Below are 15882 nucleotides of genomic sequence, written 5' to 3'. Positions count from 1 at the left end.
GTCAGCCGGTGATAGTGCGCAGATACGAGAGGCTGGCCGCGACGTCCCGGCCGGGGCGATCCGCCGGGCTGTCGTCGCTCAGCGCGGTGTCCTGCTCCAGGACGTACCAGCCGTCGTAGCCCGCTTCGGCGACGGAGCGGACCATGGCTTCGAGGTCGACGTCGCCCTCGCCGAGCGGCACGTAAAGCCCCTTGGCGACGGCTTCGGCATACGGCAGTTCGCCTGCCCGGACGGCGTCGGCCAGTTCGCCGCGGACGTCCTTGAGGTGCAGGTGCCCGATCCGCCGCGGGTGCCGCTGGGCGAGCGCGACCGGGTCGGCGCCGCCGATCAGAAGGTGGCCGGTGTCGAGGCAGAGCTGGAGATCCGAATCGGCGAGGAAGCGCTCCACCTCGGCCTCGGTCTCCACGTGCGTTCCGACGTGCGGGTGCAGGACTGTTTTCAGTCCGTGCGTTGCCGCCGCGTCGCGGATTTTGCCCGCTGTCCGGACCAAAGTGGACCATTCGGCGTCGGTCAGGCGGGGTCGTTCGTCGTAACCGTCGAGGCCGGTCGCCGCGGCGAGCACGAGCATCTCGCCGCCGCAGGCCGCGAAGAGCGCCGCCGAGTCTTCCGCTTCGGCGATCGCTGCTTCCGCGTTTTCGTGCAGCGGCACGGCGAGGAAGCCGCCGACGAGTTCGAGGCGGTGGCTTTCCAGGAGCTTCTTCAGCTCGGCCGGCTCGCGCGGCAGGTAACCCGGCGGGCCCAATTCGGTTGCGGTGATGCCCAATCCGGCCATTTCCCCGAGCACGGCCGGGGCGTCGAGCACTCGCCCCCAGCCGGGCACCTCGCAGACTCCCCACGAGATCGGGGCGGCGGCGACGCGGATCTTCGCGGTCATGGATCCCTTTCCGATGGAGGGACGGGGCGAGCGTGGTCTTGATTAGAGCGCTCTAAGCTTGTAGCGTCCGGACCGTCGCGTCAAGCGTTTCTCCGGGGAGGTTTTCGCATGGGGAAGCCCACCATGGAGGACGTCGCCGCGCGCGCCGGAGTGTCCCGGGCGCTGGTTTCGCTCGTCATGCGGAACGCACCGAACGTCTCGGCGCAGCGGCGCGCGGCGGTGCGGAAGGCGGCCGAGGAGCTGGGTTATTCGCCGCACGTGATGGCTCGGTCGCTGGCGAGCCGGACCTCGACGGTACTCGGCGTGATGGTGAACGACCTCCGGAACGCGTTCTTCGCCGACCTGGTCGAAGGGCTCGACGCGGCGGCTCAGGCAGCCGGGTTCGATCTCATTCTCAACACCGGCGGGCGGATGCCTTCCCGGGAAGGAGCGGCGTTGCGCAGTCTGCTGTCGTTCCGTCCGGCTGGCGTGGTGCTGTTGTCGCCGGTGGTTCCGGCGGCGGCGATCGAAGCCGCGGCACGGCAATGTCCGGTAGTGCTGGTGTCTCGCACATCTCGATTGTCCACTGTGGATACGGTGAACGACGACGGCGAGGCGGGTGCGGCGCTGGCCGTCGCGCACCTGGTCCAATTGGGACATCGCCGGATCGCGCACCTCGACGGCGGGGGAGCGGCCGGTGCCGCCGCGCGGCGTCGAGGTTTCCAACGAGCGATGCGGGCGCACGGGCTGGAGCCAATCGTGGTGCGCAGCGAGCACACCGACACCGCCGGCGAGAAGGCCGTGCAAGAGCTGCTGTCCGCACACGCTCCGCCGCCGACCGCGTTGGTGGCGGGCAACGACTTCAACGCCGTCGGCGCGATTTCGGCTCTCGAGGAACATGGTTTGCGGGTGCCGGAGGACGTTTCGGTGGTCGGGTACGACAACACGTCCTTGGCTTCCCTGCGGCACATTTCGTTGACCACAGTGGACCAGCCGCGCACGGAAATGGCGCGGCTGGCGTTCGATGCGCTGCTGGAGCGCATCCGCGGGGAGCGCACTGAACCGGTGCGCCATCTGCTTCATCCGTCCCTGGTCGTGCGCGAGACCACGGGGCCCAATTCAGGGGAGACGCAACGATGAGGTTGGGACTGGCCGGGGCCGGACGGATCGGCGCCGCGCACGCGGAGACGCTCGCGAGCTTCGACGAGGTCACCTCGGTGGTGGTCGCGGACGCGGATCCCGCGCGAGCGAAGTCGGTCGCTGCTCGGCTCGGTCTCGAGGCGGCGGAGGGAATCGACGCGCTCTTCCAAGCTGGTCTGGACGGTCTGGTCGTCGCCGCGGCCACGGACGCGCATCCGGAGCTGATCATCCAGGCGGTCGACGCACGGGTGCCGGTGTTCTGCGAAAAACCGGTCGCCGCGGACATCCCCGGCACACTCGCGGTGCTCGACCGGATCGCGGGCTCGGACGTCCCGGTGCAGATCGGTTTCCAGCGCCGGTTCGACGCGGGCTACCAGGCCGCGCGGGTCGCGGTCGAGAGCGGGGAACTGGGCTGGCTGCACAGCGTCCGGGCGACCACATTGGACCCGGCCCCGCCGCCCGCGGCCTACATCGCGCATTCCGGCGGCCTGTTCCGGGACTGCGGGGTGCACGATTTCGACATCATCCGGTGGGTGACCGGCCGGGAGGTCTCGGAAGTGTTCGCCTTGGGGAGCAACAAAGGCGAGCAGTTCTTCGCGGACGCGGGGGATGTCGACACCGCGGCGGTCTCATTGACCCTCGACGACGGAACCCTCGCGACGGTCTCGCTGTCGCGCTACAACGGCGCGGGCTACGACGTGCGCTTCGAGGCACTGGGTTCGCTGGGGAACGCCGTGGTGGGCTTGGACGACCAGGCCCCGCTGCGATCGGTGGAGCCCGGGGCCAAGCCGTTGCCGGGACCGGCGTATCCCGGTTTCATGGAACGCTTCCGGACGGCTTATGCCGCTGAGCTGCGGGCGTTCCTGGACGTCGCCGCTCGGCGGATCCCGTCGCCCGCGGGGGCGGGGGATGCGCTGGAGGCGTTCTACATCGCGGAGGCATGCGAGGTCTCGCGGAGGGAGAACCGCCCGGTGCGGGTCGCCGAGGTGCGGCGGTAGCTCACGCTCGCGGGCGAAGCAGCTTCTCCACCAACGTATCCATCAAATCCGCCGGTACCGCCGCTCCGGTCAGTGCACAGTAGACAATCGGCCCCAGCAACGCGTCCCTGGTGGCTTCCGGGTCCAAGACCGGGGAAATCTCGCCTGACTCGGCGGCCCGCGTCAGCATCTCGCGCTCGGCGAGCTGCCGCGGCTCCAGGTAACGCTCGTGGAAGCGAGCCGCGGTGCCGACGTCGTGCTGGGCTTCGGCCAGCAGGGCGAGGAGGCATTTCCCTGCCGGGTCTTCGGCCAGGAAGTGCGCGAAGTCGCGCAGATACGCGCGAATGCCCTCGGCGGTCGGGAGTTCCGTCGGCACCGGCACGCGTTTGTCGCTGTCCTCGATCAGCGTGTCCAGCAGGATTTCGACCTTCGACGGCCACCACCGGTAGATCGTCTGCTTCGCGACGCCGGCCCGGCGGGCGATCGCTTCGACGGTCAACGCGCCGAAGCCGTGCTCGACCAGGAGGTCGTCGGCGGCGTGGAGCACGGCCAAGCGTGCGGCCTCGTCGCGCCGGTTGCCGGAGCGTGCCCTGCGGGGCTGCGAATTGACTGCGGGCATACCGGACACCCTACCCCGCCCCGGACCTAGACGTGACGTTGCGTCTAGCTAAGGGAGCGGCCACGGTCGGGCTGCCTGAGCACCTGGAGATGACCGGCGAAGCGCAGATAGCCGCGTGCGACGGAGCGGACCGGTCTGCCTGCCGAGAGATTCGCCGAAGTGATGATCACGAATGCGTTGAGCCGGTTGAGAGTCCTCGAAGGACTGCGCGGGAAAGCGTGCCGGCGGTCGTGGACGTGCTGGAAGCGCAGGTTCCCTGGTAACGACTGGGCCGATCGGGTAGCGCCGGGCGGCTTCGCGTGCCAAGCTGCGGGGCGTGCCTGGATCCGGAGAATCCGAGATCGTGCTGATCCCGCTCGACGAGCAGGGGCTGGAACGGCTGCTGGCAGCCGCGGTGGCCGACGCCGAACCGACTGAGGTCATGCCGCCGGTGGAAGGTCCCGCCGGCTGGACCGAAGCCCGCCGCGAAGCGTTTCTCGCCTTTCACCGCCGACGATCGCTCAATCCGGACACGGCCATCGAGACGACGTGGGTCGTGGAGGTCGACGGCGAGGTCCGCGGAGCGGCCCGGCTGCGGCCGGTGTCCGGGCGGGCCGCGCTGGAGGTCGAGGCCGGGGTGTGGCTCGGCCGTTCGGCGCGCGGACGCGGGATCGGCCGCAAGGTGGCCGCGGTGCTGCTGGACGCGGCCCGCGACGGCGGTGCGGCCAAGTTCGTCGCGACGACCACAGTGGACAACGCGGCGGCCCGGCGGCTGCTGAGCGGAGCCGGCGCGGAACTGGACGTCCGCGGCACGGAAATCGACGCGCACCTGGACTTCTGACCGGCCCCGCCGCGGGATGCCGAAGTCCGTGAAGGGCTCCTTGAGGGAATCAGATTCCGTCAAGGAGCCCTTCACGGACGGTCCCGGGAGAACCGGATCAATTGAGTTCCAGCTCCGGCGAGTACAGGTCGAACCAGTGGTGCAGGTCCAGCGACCGGTCCATGCCGACGCGCTGCGCCTGGCTGATCGCCGCCGGGTCGGTTTCCGCGCACTGCCGCAGCCATTCCCGGTTGACCATCTGGAACACCGGGTTGTCCTTCTGCGCCAGCGCTTCCTTGACCTGCTGCTGCAGCGCCACCGCGTACCCCGGGTCCTGAGTGGACGGATACGGGCTCTTCACCCGGTCCCGCACCGACGCGGGCAGCACGTGCTTCGTCGCGTGCCGCAGCAGGCTCTTTTCCCGGCCGTCGTAGGTCTTCAGCGCCCACGGCGTGTTGTAGACGTACTCCACGAGCCGGTGGTCGCAGAACGGCACGCGCACTTCCAGGCCCACCGCCATCGACATCCGGTCCTTGCGGTCGAGCAGCTGCCGCACGAAGCGGGTCAGGTGCAGGTTGCAGATGACCCGCATCCGGGACTCCCGCTCGGATTCGCCGTCCAGCAAGTCCACTTGGGACACCGCGGTCCGGTACTGGTCGTCGATGTAGGACTCCAGGTCCAGCTTCGCGGCGAGGCCCGGTTCGAGCAGCGATTCGCGGTTGTCCATCAGGCTGTTGCGGAACGCCAGCCACGGAAAGGTGTCCGCCTTGACCGCGGCCTCGTCGTGGAACCAGCGGTAGCCGCCGAAGACCTCGTCGGCCGATTCGCCGGACAGCGCCACCGTCGATTCCGCCCGGATCGCCTTGAACAGCAGGTACAACGACGTGTCCATGTCGCCGAGCCCGGTGGGGATGTCGCGGGCGCGCAGCACCGCGCGGCGCACCTCGGGGTCGCTCAGGTCGGCCGGGTTGAGCATCACGTCCTGGTGCGCGGACCCGACGAGCTTGGCGACGTCGCGGATGTAGGGCGAGTCCGGGGTGTCGCGCATTTCGTCCGGCTGGAAGTTCTCTTCTTGCCCGAAGAAGTCGACCGAGAAGGTGCGCAGCTGTTCGCCTTGCTCGGCCAGCCGCGCGGCGGCGAGACCGGTGACCGCGCTCGAGTCGAGGCCGCCGGACAGCAGGACGCAGCGCGGGACGTCGGCGACCAGCTGCCGGTGCACGATGTCGGTCATCAGCTCGCGCACGCGCTCGACCGTCGTCTCCTGGTCGTCGGTGTGCTGCTTGGCGTCGAGCTTCCAGTAGGTGCGGGTGTTGATGCCCTCGCGGGTCACCGTCACGACGGTGGCCGGGTCGACCTCGTACGTGCCCTTCCACAGCGACCAGCCCGGACGCTTCGTGAAGCCCATCAGCTCGCGCAGGCCGTCGCTGTCGACCACCTTGCGCGCCAACGGGTTCGCCAAGATCGCCTTCGGCTCCGAGCCGAACAGGACGCCGTCGCGGGTGGGGTAGTAGTAGAACGGCTTGATGCCCATCCGGTCGCGGATCATCACCAGTTTCTGGTCGCGCTCGTCCCAGATCGCGAACGCGTACATGCCGTTGAGGTGGTCCACGACCTCGGTGCCCCACTGCAGGTAGCCGTGCAGCACGACCTCGGTGTCGCTGTCGGTCTCCCAGCGATGGCCCAGTTTGGTGAGTTCTTCACGAAGTTCGGAGAAGTTGTACGCCTCGCCGCTGTAGACCATGGCGACTTCGCCGTTCGGCGTCCGGACGCTCATTGGCTGGCGGCCGCCCGGCAAGTCGATGATGGCGAGCCGGCGGTGGCCCAGCGCGACCGAACGGCGGATCCAGGTCCCGCGGTCGTCCGGTCCTCGGCAGGCCATGGTTTCGGTCATCGCGTCCGCGATCTCCTGCTGCTGCGTGAGATCGGTGTCGTAGGAAACCCAGCCCGCGATTCCGCACATACGAGACCTCCTGAGCCTAGTTAGTTAGCAGATACAACTATCGGTTACTCAGGTGTAACACGGACCCCGCGGCTTGTCTGCCCGAATTGCACTCTCTGTCCTTGATCCACTACCAGCTGTGCCGCAAGTCACCCACCAACTACGGACAGTTGCCCGCCCCCGCCCGGCCCGGACGCGCTCGCCGCGGTGGCCCGGGTCACCGGCCGTCAAGATCGCGTAAACGCCCCCAGGCCGGGGCGTCAAGGAGGCGTCAGCCGCGGGTGCTCGCCCTCCGCGGCAACCGCACAGTGGCTCTCGACCGACGGTCACCCGTGCCGGGTGACCCTTCCTGAGAGGTGCCTCGTGGCGGATTTGCTGTACGCCCTATTGCTCATCGGCGTTTTCGTGGTGCTCGCCGGTGTCCTGCGCGGGCTGGAGAAGCTGTGAGCGGCGCGGGCACCGTGGCCAACATCGTCGGCGGGCTGCTGGCGCTTGGCCTCCTCGGCTACCTGTTCGTCGCCCTCGTGAGGCCGGAGAAATTCTGAGATGAGTGACGTCGCGGCCGGCTTCCTGCAAGCCGGCGTGCTCCTGGTCGCCCTCGCGGTGGTCTACAAACCCCTCGGCGACTACCTCGCCCGCGTCTTCTCCACCGAGAAGCATCTGCGGGTGGAGAAGGCCCTGTACCAGATCGTCCGGGTCGACCCGAACACCGAACAGCACTGGAAGACCTACGCCTCCGGCGTGCTCGGCTTCTCGTTCGTCTCGGTGCTCCTGCTGTATCTGCTGCAGCGCCTGCAGTCGATCCTGCCGTGGAATTTCGGCCGCGGGCCGGTTTCGCCCGCGGTCGCCTTCAACACCGCGGTTTCCTTCGTGACCAACACGAACTGGCAGTCGTACACGCCCGAGACGACCATGGGCCACTTCGTCCAGATGGCCGGGCTCACCGTGCAGAACTTCCTGTCCGCGGGCGTCGGGCTCGCCGTGGCGATCGCGGTGACGCGCGGATTCCTCCGCTCGCGCACCGACCGGCTGGGCAATTTCTGGGTCGACCTGACGCGCGGCACGATCCGGGTGCTGCTGCCGATGGCGTTCGTGTTCGCGCTCGTCCTCGTGGCGCTCGGCGTGGTGCAGAGCCTGCGTTCCGGCGTCGCGGTCACGAACCCGGACGGCAGCAGCAGCACGATCGCGCTCGCCCCGGCAGCGAGCCAGGAAGCGATCAAGGAACTCGGCACGAACGGCGGCGGCATCTTCAACGCCAACTCCGCGCACCCGTTCGAGAACCCGAACGTCTGGACCAACGTCGTCGAGATGTTCCTGATCCTCGTCCTCCCGGTCTGCCTCACCCGCGCCTTCGGGCAGCTGGTCGGCAACCGCAAGCAGGGCTACGTCCTGCTGTCGGTGATGGCCGGCCTGTGGGCGGCGATGCTCGCGGTGATCTGGACGTCCGAGGCGCGCACGAACAGCCCGGCGGCGCTGGCCGCGGGGGCGAATCTCGAAGGCAAGGAACAGCGGTTCGGCATCGGCGGCACGTCGCTGTTCGCCGACACCACCACCGGCACGTCGACCGGCGCGGTCAACGGCGCGCACGACAGCCTGTCCGGCCTCGGCGGCGGGGGCACGATGCTGAACATGCTCTTCGGCGAGATTTCGCCGGGCGGCGTCGGCACCGGGCTGTACGGGATTCTCGTGATGGCGGTGATCGCGATGTTCCTCGCCGGGCTGATGGTCGGCCGGACGCCGGAGTACCTCGGCAAGAAGCTCGGCAAGCGCGAGGTCACCTGCGCCGCGATCGCGATGCTCGCGATGCCCACCGTGGTCCTGCTCGGCTCCGGCATCGCCTTGATGCTGCCCGGAACCCGGGACGCGCTCGGCAACTCGGGCCCGCACGGGCTGTCCGAAGTCCTGTACGGCTACGCGTCCGCGGGCAACAACAACGGCAGTGCCTTCGGCGGTCTCACCGCGACCAGCGACTGGTTCCAGGCATCGCTTTCGGTGGCCATGCTGATCGGCCGCTTCGTGCCGATCGTCGCGGTGCTCTGCCTGGCGGGTTCGCTCGCGGCGCAGAAGAAAGTCCCCGAAACCTCGGGCACGCTGCCCACCACCGGGCCGCTGTTCGGGACGTTGCTGACCGGCACCGTCGTCCTCGTCGCGGCCCTCACGTTCATCCCGGCGCTCGCGCTGGGGCCCATCGCGGAGGCGTTGGCATGACCCTCACTCAAGAGCGGACTCCCGAAGAGGAGACGCAGCAGCACTCCAAAAACACCGTGAACGCCAGCAGAGTCGGAGCCGGGGTGTTCAACCCGAGGCAGCTGTGGGCGTCCCTGCCGGACGCGCTGCGCAAGCTGAACCCGCGGCATCAGCTCAAGAACCCGGTGATGTTCGTGGTGTGGGCCGGTTCGGTCCTGACCACGGTCTTCGCGATCACCGATCCGAGCGTGTTCTCCGTCCTCATCGCGGTCTGGCTGTGGTTCACTGTCGTGTTCGCGAACCTGGCCGAGGCCGTCGCCGAAGGGCGGGGCAAGGCGCAGGCGGAAACGTTGCGGCGGACCAAAAAGGAGACCGTCGCGCGGCGGCTCACCGAGGACGGTTCCGAGGAGCAGGTGCCCGGGGCGGACCTGCGCGTCGGCGACCGGGTGGTGGTCGAGGCCGGACAGGTGATCCCCGGGGACGGCGACGTCGTCGAAGGCATCGCCACGGTCGACGAATCGGCCATCACCGGCGAATCGGCCCCGGTGATCCGCGAGTCCGGCGGCGATCGCAGCGCGGTCACCGGCGGCACCACGGTGCTGAGCGACCGGATCGTCGTGCGGATCGGCACCAAGCCCGGAGAGTCCTTTGTGGACCGCATGATCGCGTTGGTGGAAGGCGCTTCCCGGCAGAAGACGCCGAACGAGATCGCGCTGACCATCCTGCTGTCGACCCTGACCATCATCTTCCTGCTCGCCGTCGTGGCGCTGCAGCCGATGGCGGCCTACTCCGGCAGCGAGCAGTCGGTGATCGTGCTGACCGCGCTGCTGGTCTGCCTGATCCCGACGACGATCGGCGCGCTGCTGAGCGCGATCGGCATCGCCGGGATGGACCGGCTGGTGCAGCGCAACGTCCTCGCCACCTCCGGCCGGGCGGTCGAAGCCGCCGGCGACGTGTCGACGCTGCTGCTCGACAAGACCGGCACGATCACCTTCGGCAACCGGCGCGCGACCGAGCTGATCCCGGTCGGCGAGTCCACTGTGGACGACCTGGCCCGTGCGGCCCGGCTGTCCAGCCTCGCCGACGGCACGCCGGAAGGCCGCAGCATCGTCGAGCTGATCGCCGAGCGGCACGGCCTTCCGGCCGCGGCGGACAACAGCGAGAAGCTCGCCGAGTTCGTGCCGTTCACCGCGCAGACGCGGATGAGCGGCGTCGACTTGGATGGCCGCGAGGTCCGCAAGGGCGCGACCTCGGCGGTGCGCGAGTGGGTACGCGACCGCGGCGGCGACGTGCCGGACGAGACCGAACGCGTCGTGGACGAGATCAGCCAGCAGGGCGGCACCCCGCTGGTGGTCGCGGAAGCGGCGGGCGGGACGGCTTTCGTGCGCGGCGTGATCCGGCTGTCGGACGTGGTGAAGCCGGGCATGAAGGAGCGCTTCGAGGAACTGCGCTCGATGGGCATCAAAACGGTGATGATCACCGGCGACAACCCGCTCACCGCGAAAGCCATCGCACAGGACGCGGGCGTCGACGACTATCTCGCCGAGGCCAAGCCCGAGGACAAGATGGCGCTCATCAAGAAGGAGCAGGAGGGCGGCCGGCTCGTCGCGATGACCGGCGACGGCACGAACGACGCGCCCGCGCTCGCGCAGTCCGACGTCGGCGTGGCGATGAACACCGGGACAATGGCGGCGAAAGAGGCCGGGAACATGGTCGACCTCGACTCGAACCCGACGAAGCTGATCGAGATCGTCGGCATCGGCAAGCAGCTGCTGATCACCCGCGGCGCGCTCACCACGTTCAGCGTGGCGAACGACCTGGCGAAGTACTTCGCCATCCTGCCGGCGATGTTCACCAGCATTTTCGCCCAGCTCGGCGCGCTCAACATCATGCACCTGGCGACGCCGAAGTCGGCGATCCTGTCCGCGGTGATCTTCAACGCGCTGATCATCGTCGCGCTGATCCCGCTCGCCCTGCGCGGCGTGCGGTACCGGCCGTCGTCGGCGTCCGCGCTGCTGCGCCGCAACCTGCTCGTCTACGGCCTCGGCGGGATCGTCAGCCCGTTCCTCGGGATCTGGGTGATCGACCTGATCGTGCGCCACATTCCAGGGATTGGCTGACATGAACGTCTTGCTCAAGCAGACCTGGGCGGGCCTGCGCCTGCTCCTCGCGATGACCGTGCTGCTCGGCATCCTCTATCCGCTGGGCGTGTGGGCGGTGTCCCGCGTCCCCGGCCTCCACGCGAACGCCGAGGGCTCGGTGGTGACACAGCACGGCCAGGCCGTCGGCTCGTCGCTGATCGGGATCGACCCGGTGCCCGCCGACCCCGCGCACGACCCGTGGTTCCACAACCGGCCCTCGGCCAGCTCGAAGGACGTGCTCGGACCGGGCGACCCGTCGACGTCGGGGCCGTCCAACAAGGGGCCGTACAACGAGGATCTGGCCAAGGCCATCGCGCAGCGGCGGGACCTGATCGCCAAGCGCGAGGGCGTCGCCCCGACGGAGGTGCCCGCGGACGCGGTGACCGCCTCGGGTTCCGGCCTCGACCCGTCGATCAGCGTCGCTTACGCCGACCTGCAGGTGCTGCGCGTGGCCCGCAACACCGGGCTGAGCGAGGAGAAGGTGCGGCAGCTGGTCGCGGACAACACGACCGGCAACGGGATCGGTGTGCCGGGCGTGAATGTGCTCCGGCTCAACCTTGCCGTGCATTCGGCCGCTCCTGGCGCACACTGACACAGTGAGCACCTCTGACACACCCCCGAAGCCGCGCCGAGGCGAACTGCGGATCTACCTCGGCGCGGCTCCGGGCGTCGGCAAGACCTTCGCCATGCTCGGCGAAGCGCGCCGCCGCCTCGACCGCGGCACCGACGTGGTCGTCGGCCTGGTCGAGACGCACGGCCGGAAGAAGACCGCCGACCTGCTCGACGGGCTGGAGGTCGTGCCGCGGCGCACGGTCCGCCACCGCGGGCACGAGTTCGCCGAAATGGATCTCGACGCGGTGCTCGCCCGCGCGCCCGAGGTCGTCGTCGTGGACGAGCTGGCGCACACGAACGTGCCCGGCGGACGGCACGAGAAACGCTGGCAGGACATCGAGGAGCTGCTCGAAGCGGGCATCGACGTGCTGTCCACGGTCAACGTCCAGCACCTGCAGAGCCTCAACGACGTGGTCGAGCGGATCACCGGCGTCACCCAGCAGGAAACCGTGCCGGACGAGGTCGTGCGCCGCGCGGAGCAGCTGGAACTGGTGGACATCACGCCGGAGGCGCTGCGGCGGCGGCTCGCGCACGGCAACGTCTACCCGGCCGAGCGGATCGACGCGGCGCTGGGCAACTACTTCCGGCCGGGCAACCTCACCGCGCTGCGCGAGCTGGCGCTGCTGTGGGTGGCCGACCAGGTCGATGTCGCGCTGCAGCGCTACCGGGCCGAGCAGAAGATCACCGATACCTGGGAAACGCGCGAACGGGTGGTCGTGTCGATCACCGGCGGGCCGGAAAGCGAGACGCTGATCCGCCGTGCCAGCCGGATCGCCAACCGGGCGGGGGCGGAACTGCAGGTCGTGCACATCCTGCGCGGCGACGGCCTGGCCGGGCTCGGGCCGACCGCGATGGCCCGCTGCCGCACGCTGGCCGAGGAGGTCGGCGCGACCTTCCACGCGGTGGTGGGCGACGACGTGCCGACCGCGTTGCTCGACTTCGCGCGCGGGGTCAACGCGACGCAGCTGGTCATCGGCACTTCGCGGCGTTCCCGGATCGCGCGGCTCTTCGACGAGGGCATCGGCGCGACAGTGATCCAGCAGTCCGGGCCGATCGACGTGCACATGGTCACGCACTCCTACGCCGGCGGACGGCTCCGGGCGCGCTTGGGCACAAGCCCGCTGGCTCCTTCGCGGCTCGTGATGGGCTGGGTGCTGAGCATCGTGGCGCCGGTCGTCGCGACCGTGCTCGGCGTGCTGCTGCGCGACGCGGTCGAGTTCTCCACGGACGTGATTCTCTTCGTGCTGGCCACCGTCGTCGTCGCGCTGGTGGGCGGGCTCGGTCCGGCTTTGGTGGCTGCGATCTTCGGCGCGGGCCTGTTGAACTTCTTCTTCACGCCGCCGCTGTACACGCTGGATGTGCACAGCCCGCAGAACGTCGTGACGCTGATCGCGATGGTCGTAGTGGCGGTGATGGTGGCGCTGGTCGTCGCTTCGGCCGCCCGGCGCGGGGTGGCGGCGGCGCGGGCGCGCACGGAGGCGTCGCTGCTTGCTTCGTACGCGCGGACCGTGCTGACCAATCCGAACCCGATCGAGCGGTTGCTGGAGAAGGTGCGGGAGAACTTCGGCCTCACTTCCGTGACGCTGCTGGAGAAACGCAACGGAAAGTGGGAGAAGGTCGCGCTGTCCGGCGGCGAGCCGTGCGCGGATCCGGACGAGGCCGATGTGGACATCGCGGTGACCGCTGACGTGCACCTGACGTTGCGTGGCCGCGCGTTGCCCGCGGCGGACCGCCGGGTGCTGGAAGCCGTCGCGGGACAAGCTTTGCTCGCTCTGCGGCAGCAGCGGATGGCGGCGGCCGCGGCAGCCGCCGAGCGGAAGGCCGAGGCGACCGAGCTGCGCACGACGCTGTTGTCCGCCGTCGGACATGACCTGCGGACGCCGCTCACGTCCATCAAGGCCGCGATCGGCAGCCTGCGCGCGCCGGACCTGTCTCTGTCCGATGAGGACACTGAGGAACTGATGGAAGCCGTCGAGCTGTCGGCGGACCGGCTCGCCGGGCTGATCGACAACCTGCTCGACTCGTCGCGGCTGGCGACCGGTGCGGTCACCCCGCATCTGCGTCCGGTCGGCTACGACGAAGTGCTCGCGCACGCCCTGTCCAATGTGGACAACTCGGAAAAGGTGCGGGTCTCCGTGGACGCCCGGTTGCCTTCGGTGCAAGCAGATCCCGGCCTGCTGGAACGGGTGATCGCCAACGTGCTCGACAACGCGCTGCGACACGGCGGCGGCGACGTTTCGGCGCGGGCGAGCGCGCATTCGGAGTTCGTGGAATTGCGGATCGTCGACCACGGCAAGGGGTTGCGGAAGGGTGCCGCGGAGTCCGCGTTCGCGCCGTTCCAGCGGCTGGGCGGGGACCGGGACTCGACGCCCGGGGTCGGGCTCGGCTTGTCGGTCGCGAAGGGGTTCACCGAGGCGATGGGCGGTACCGTTCGCGCCGAGGACACTCCGGGCGGAGGGTTGACCGTGGTGATCTCGCTCCCGGCCTGTACCGGCCGGGAACTGGTGGAAGCCGAATCGGCGGAGGAGGGCGCGGCGCGATGACTGCCGACCAAACGGCGACGGTGCTGGTCGTCGACGATGAACCGCAGATCGTGCGGGCGCTGCGGATCAACCTCAACGCGCGCGGGTACAAGGTGATCACCGCGCACGACGGCGCCGCCGCGCTGAAAGCGGTCGCCGAGACGAAACCGGACGTGGTGGTGCTCGACCTGGGCCTGCCCGACCTGGACGGCACCGAGGTGATCGCGGGCCTGCGCGGCTGGACCACGGTGCCGATCATCGTGCTCTCCGCGCGCGGCGATTCGGCGGACAAGGTGCAGGCACTCGACGCCGGCGCCGACGACTACGTGACCAAACCGTTCGGAATGGACGAACTGCTCGCCCGATTGCGTGCTGCGGTGCGCCGTTCGTCGGTCGGGGGCACGGACGGCGCGGAAGCCGTGGTGGACACCGGATCGTTCACGATCGACCTGGCGGCGAAGAAGGTACTGCGCGAGGGGCGCGAGGTGCACCTGACGAAGACTGAGTGGGGTGTGCTGGAACTGCTGGTCCGCAACCGGGGTCGGCTGGTGGCGCAGAAACAGCTGCTGCACGAGGTGTGGGGGCCGTCGTATGAGACGGAATCCCATTATCTGCGGGTGTATCTGGCGCAGTTGCGGCGGAAGCTGGAGCCGGAGCCGTCGCGGCCGCGGCACCTCCTTACGGAACCCGGCATGGGATACCGCTTCGAGATCTGACCGCCAGCTGGAAAGCTGTGAGGGGAACCCTGAGGGAATCAGATTCCCTCAGGGTTCCCCTCACGGACTTTCAGCGGCTGGTGGAACTCGTCGGGTTGGTGTCCGAAGTGGACTGGCTCGGCGTGGACGACGGCTGGCCGCCGGTGGAGCTGCTGCCCGGGGGTTTCGGCGTCGAGCTGTCGGACGGCGGGGTGCTCACCGGGTCGGACGTGGTCGACGTCGGCGGGGTCACCGTGTGCGACGTGGGCGGGGTCGTGGTTCCGCCGCCGGGCTTGGTGGGCGGCGGGTCGCTGCGTTCCGACGTGGTGCCGCCCGGCATCGGCTGTCCGCCGCCCGGCTGGCCGCCGGGCTGGCCCGCGTTCGGCGGGGGCGTGATGACGCTCGTCGTCGGCTTTCCGTCCGGGCCGACGGCGACCACCGTGGTCGGGGTCGGCGGGGCGGTCTGGCCGGGGGTCGGCGAGCCGGGGACGGTCATCGGGCCGCCGGGGACGGCGTTGCCCGGCACGACGACCTGCGAGCCGACCGGCTGGCCGAGCCCGCCGCCGGTGGTGCTGTTCGTGGCGGTGTCGGCGACCGAGCCGGGGCCGGCCAGTTCGGCGACCGCGGCGAAGGCCGTGGCGACCACGAGGCCGCTGACGCCCAGGACCGCGTAGCCGGAGCGGCTGAGCCTCCCGCTCGCGCCCTTCGGCGGAGCGGTGGGGGCAGCGCTCACCGCGATCTCCGGCGACGCTGAGCTTGGTTCAGGCCCGTCGGGACGGGACATGCAGGCTCCTTAGAAGGGTCAACGCTCAAGTCGAGGGGCGGCACGGGGGAGCGGGGCTCCGGCCCCGGATGCCAGGCGGGAGGTTATCACTGCTCAGGACCCGTTCGCGCGACCGAGGGACGGGGCCGTCACCGTCCGCAGCCGGGCGTGTGCGGCAGGATGGGGCCGGTGAACGAGCAGGAATCGCCCGTCCGGCTGGCCGTCTGGGTGCACGGGCAGGTGCAAGGTGTCGGTTTTCGCTGGTGGACCCGGAGCCGCGCGCTGGAACTCGGGCTGACCGGATTCGCCAGGAACCTCCCGGACGGCCGTGTCGAGGTGGTCGCGGAGGGTAGCCGGGGCAACTGTGCGCAGTTGCTGGCCGCGCTGCGCTCGGGAACCTCACCCGGACGAGTGGATCAGGTCGTTGAACGCTGGACCGCCGCCAAGGGCGGGCTGGAAGGCTTCGCCGAGCGCTGAGGCCGGTGGGGCGGTTGCGGCTGATGGGGTGCTTGGGGTTGCCGGGGCGGCCGGACCTGTGCTAGGCGCGCCCGGGCGGCCCGGCCTCCCACGGCGTCCGGGAACCCCCGGGTAGCCTGTCCCGAACCGGGGGAACCGGTAGCCATCCAGTACCCGTG

Annotated in this window: 14 protein-coding genes; 10 read left to right on the top strand and 4 right to left on the bottom strand. The window is 69.7% G+C overall.

From position 1 onward, the window contains the following. Position 1: 1 nt before the first annotated feature. Positions 2-874 (bottom strand): sugar phosphate isomerase/epimerase family protein, encoded by an 873-nt coding sequence (locus L942_RS10835; protein ID WP_037358300.1) that lies wholly within the window; start codon positions 872-874, stop codon positions 2-4. A 108-nt stretch (positions 875-982) separates the two neighbouring features. Here L942_RS10835 and L942_RS10830 point away from each other — a divergent pair, with 108 nt between their 5' ends. Beyond that, the gene (locus L942_RS10830) at positions 983-1993 is read left to right on the top strand and encodes a LacI family DNA-binding transcriptional regulator (protein WP_037358298.1); all 1011 of its coding nucleotides are present in this window, start codon (positions 983-985) and stop codon (positions 1991-1993) included. Next, positions 1990-2991 (top strand): Gfo/Idh/MocA family protein, encoded by a 1002-nt coding sequence (locus L942_RS10825; protein ID WP_051165873.1) that lies wholly within the window; start codon positions 1990-1992, stop codon positions 2989-2991. The genes L942_RS10830 and L942_RS10825 overlap by 4 nt, the downstream gene beginning before the upstream one ends. Position 2992: 1 nt before the next feature. Here L942_RS10825 and L942_RS10820 read toward each other — a convergent pair whose 3' ends face one another. After that, positions 2993-3589, bottom strand: coding sequence for a TetR/AcrR family transcriptional regulator (locus L942_RS10820; RefSeq protein ID WP_037358295.1), 597 nt, complete (start codon positions 3587-3589; stop codon positions 2993-2995). 316 nt (positions 3590-3905) lie between these two features. Here L942_RS10820 and L942_RS10815 point away from each other — a divergent pair, with 316 nt between their 5' ends. Next, entirely contained in the window at positions 3906-4409 is a 504-nt protein-coding gene (locus tag L942_RS10815; protein WP_037358292.1) for a GNAT family N-acetyltransferase, read from the top strand. 97 nt (positions 4410-4506) lie between these two features. On the opposite strand, the gene asnB is transcribed toward L942_RS10815, so the two are convergent. After that, positions 4507-6348 carry an asparagine synthase (glutamine-hydrolyzing) gene (asnB, locus tag L942_RS10810; RefSeq protein WP_037358289.1) on the bottom strand — a complete coding sequence of 614 codons (1842 nt, stop codon included), beginning with the start codon at positions 6346-6348 and terminating at the stop codon, positions 4507-4509. A gap of 422 nt (positions 6349-6770) precedes the next feature. Here asnB and kdpF point away from each other — a divergent pair, with 422 nt between their 5' ends. From kdpF to L942_RS10780, 6 genes are read left to right on the top strand one after another with little or no spacing between them, the layout of a single operon-like run. Next, the gene (gene kdpF, locus L942_RS10805; protein WP_037358287.1) at positions 6771-6872 is read left to right on the top strand and encodes a K(+)-transporting ATPase subunit F; all 102 of its coding nucleotides are present in this window, start codon (positions 6771-6773) and stop codon (positions 6870-6872) included. Between the two features lies 1 nt (position 6873). Continuing rightward, positions 6874-8535 (top strand): potassium-transporting ATPase subunit KdpA, encoded by a 1662-nt coding sequence (kdpA, locus tag L942_RS10800; protein ID WP_037358284.1) that lies wholly within the window; start codon positions 6874-6876, stop codon positions 8533-8535. Then, positions 8532-10634, top strand: a complete 2103-nt coding sequence (gene kdpB, locus L942_RS10795; RefSeq protein WP_037358281.1) for a potassium-transporting ATPase subunit KdpB — start codon at positions 8532-8534, stop codon at positions 10632-10634. The genes kdpA and kdpB overlap by 4 nt, the downstream gene beginning before the upstream one ends. A gap of 1 nt (position 10635) precedes the next feature. Then, positions 10636-11247 (top strand): potassium-transporting ATPase subunit C, encoded by a 612-nt coding sequence (locus tag L942_RS10790; RefSeq protein ID WP_037358279.1) that lies wholly within the window; start codon positions 10636-10638, stop codon positions 11245-11247. Between the two features lie 4 nt (positions 11248-11251). Then, on the top strand, positions 11252-13810 hold the full coding sequence (locus L942_RS10785) for a sensor histidine kinase (RefSeq protein ID WP_051165871.1): 2559 nt from the start codon (positions 11252-11254) through the stop codon (positions 13808-13810). After that, positions 13807-14505, top strand: coding sequence for a response regulator (locus L942_RS10780; protein ID WP_037358276.1), 699 nt, complete (start codon positions 13807-13809; stop codon positions 14503-14505). The genes L942_RS10785 and L942_RS10780 overlap by 4 nt, the downstream gene beginning before the upstream one ends. Positions 14506-14575: 70 nt before the next feature. Here the strand turns inward: L942_RS10780 and L942_RS44230 are convergent, their stop codons facing one another. Further along, positions 14576-15217, bottom strand: coding sequence for a hypothetical protein (locus tag L942_RS44230; RefSeq protein WP_158684451.1), 642 nt, complete (start codon positions 15215-15217; stop codon positions 14576-14578). Between the two features lie 210 nt (positions 15218-15427). On the opposite strand from L942_RS44230, the gene L942_RS10770 reads away from it, so the two are divergent. Beyond that, positions 15428-15724: an acylphosphatase gene (locus L942_RS10770; protein ID WP_200862778.1), complete on the top strand. Its 297-nt coding sequence runs from the start codon at positions 15428-15430 to the stop codon at positions 15722-15724. Positions 15725-15882 lie beyond the last annotated feature (158 nt).

Origin of the sequence: Amycolatopsis orientalis DSM 43388, assembly GCF_000411975.1 — a bacterium.
In the GTDB taxonomy this organism is placed as follows: Bacteria; Actinomycetota; Actinomycetes; order Mycobacteriales; family Pseudonocardiaceae; genus Amycolatopsis; species Amycolatopsis orientalis_D.
The sequence above is the reverse complement of the archived record's forward strand: the minus strand, read 5'-3'. Positions and strand labels throughout refer to the sequence as shown.

Coding starts and splice junctions, on each gene's coding strand:
- L942_RS10835 (WP_037358300.1), bottom strand. CDS start 874: ATGACCGCGAAGATCCGCGTCGCCGCCGCCCCGATCTCGTGGGGAGTC.
- L942_RS10830 (WP_037358298.1), top strand. CDS start 983: ATGGGGAAGCCCACCATGGAGGACGTCGCCGCGCGCGCCGGAGTGTCC.
- L942_RS10825 (WP_051165873.1), top strand. CDS start 1,990: ATGAGGTTGGGACTGGCCGGGGCCGGACGGATCGGCGCCGCGCACGCG.
- L942_RS10820 (WP_037358295.1), bottom strand. CDS start 3,589: ATGCCCGCAGTCAATTCGCAGCCCCGCAGGGCACGCTCCGGCAACCGG.
- asnB (WP_037358289.1), bottom strand. CDS start 6,348: ATGTGCGGAATCGCGGGCTGGGTTTCCTACGACACCGATCTCACGCAG.
- kdpA (WP_037358284.1), top strand. CDS start 6,874: ATGAGTGACGTCGCGGCCGGCTTCCTGCAAGCCGGCGTGCTCCTGGTC.
- kdpB (WP_037358281.1), top strand. CDS start 8,532: ATGACCCTCACTCAAGAGCGGACTCCCGAAGAGGAGACGCAGCAGCAC.
- L942_RS10790 (WP_037358279.1), top strand. CDS start 10,636: ATGAACGTCTTGCTCAAGCAGACCTGGGCGGGCCTGCGCCTGCTCCTC.
- L942_RS10780 (WP_037358276.1), top strand. CDS start 13,807: ATGACTGCCGACCAAACGGCGACGGTGCTGGTCGTCGACGATGAACCG.
- L942_RS10770 (WP_200862778.1), top strand. CDS start 15,428: ATGGGGCCGGTGAACGAGCAGGAATCGCCCGTCCGGCTGGCCGTCTGG.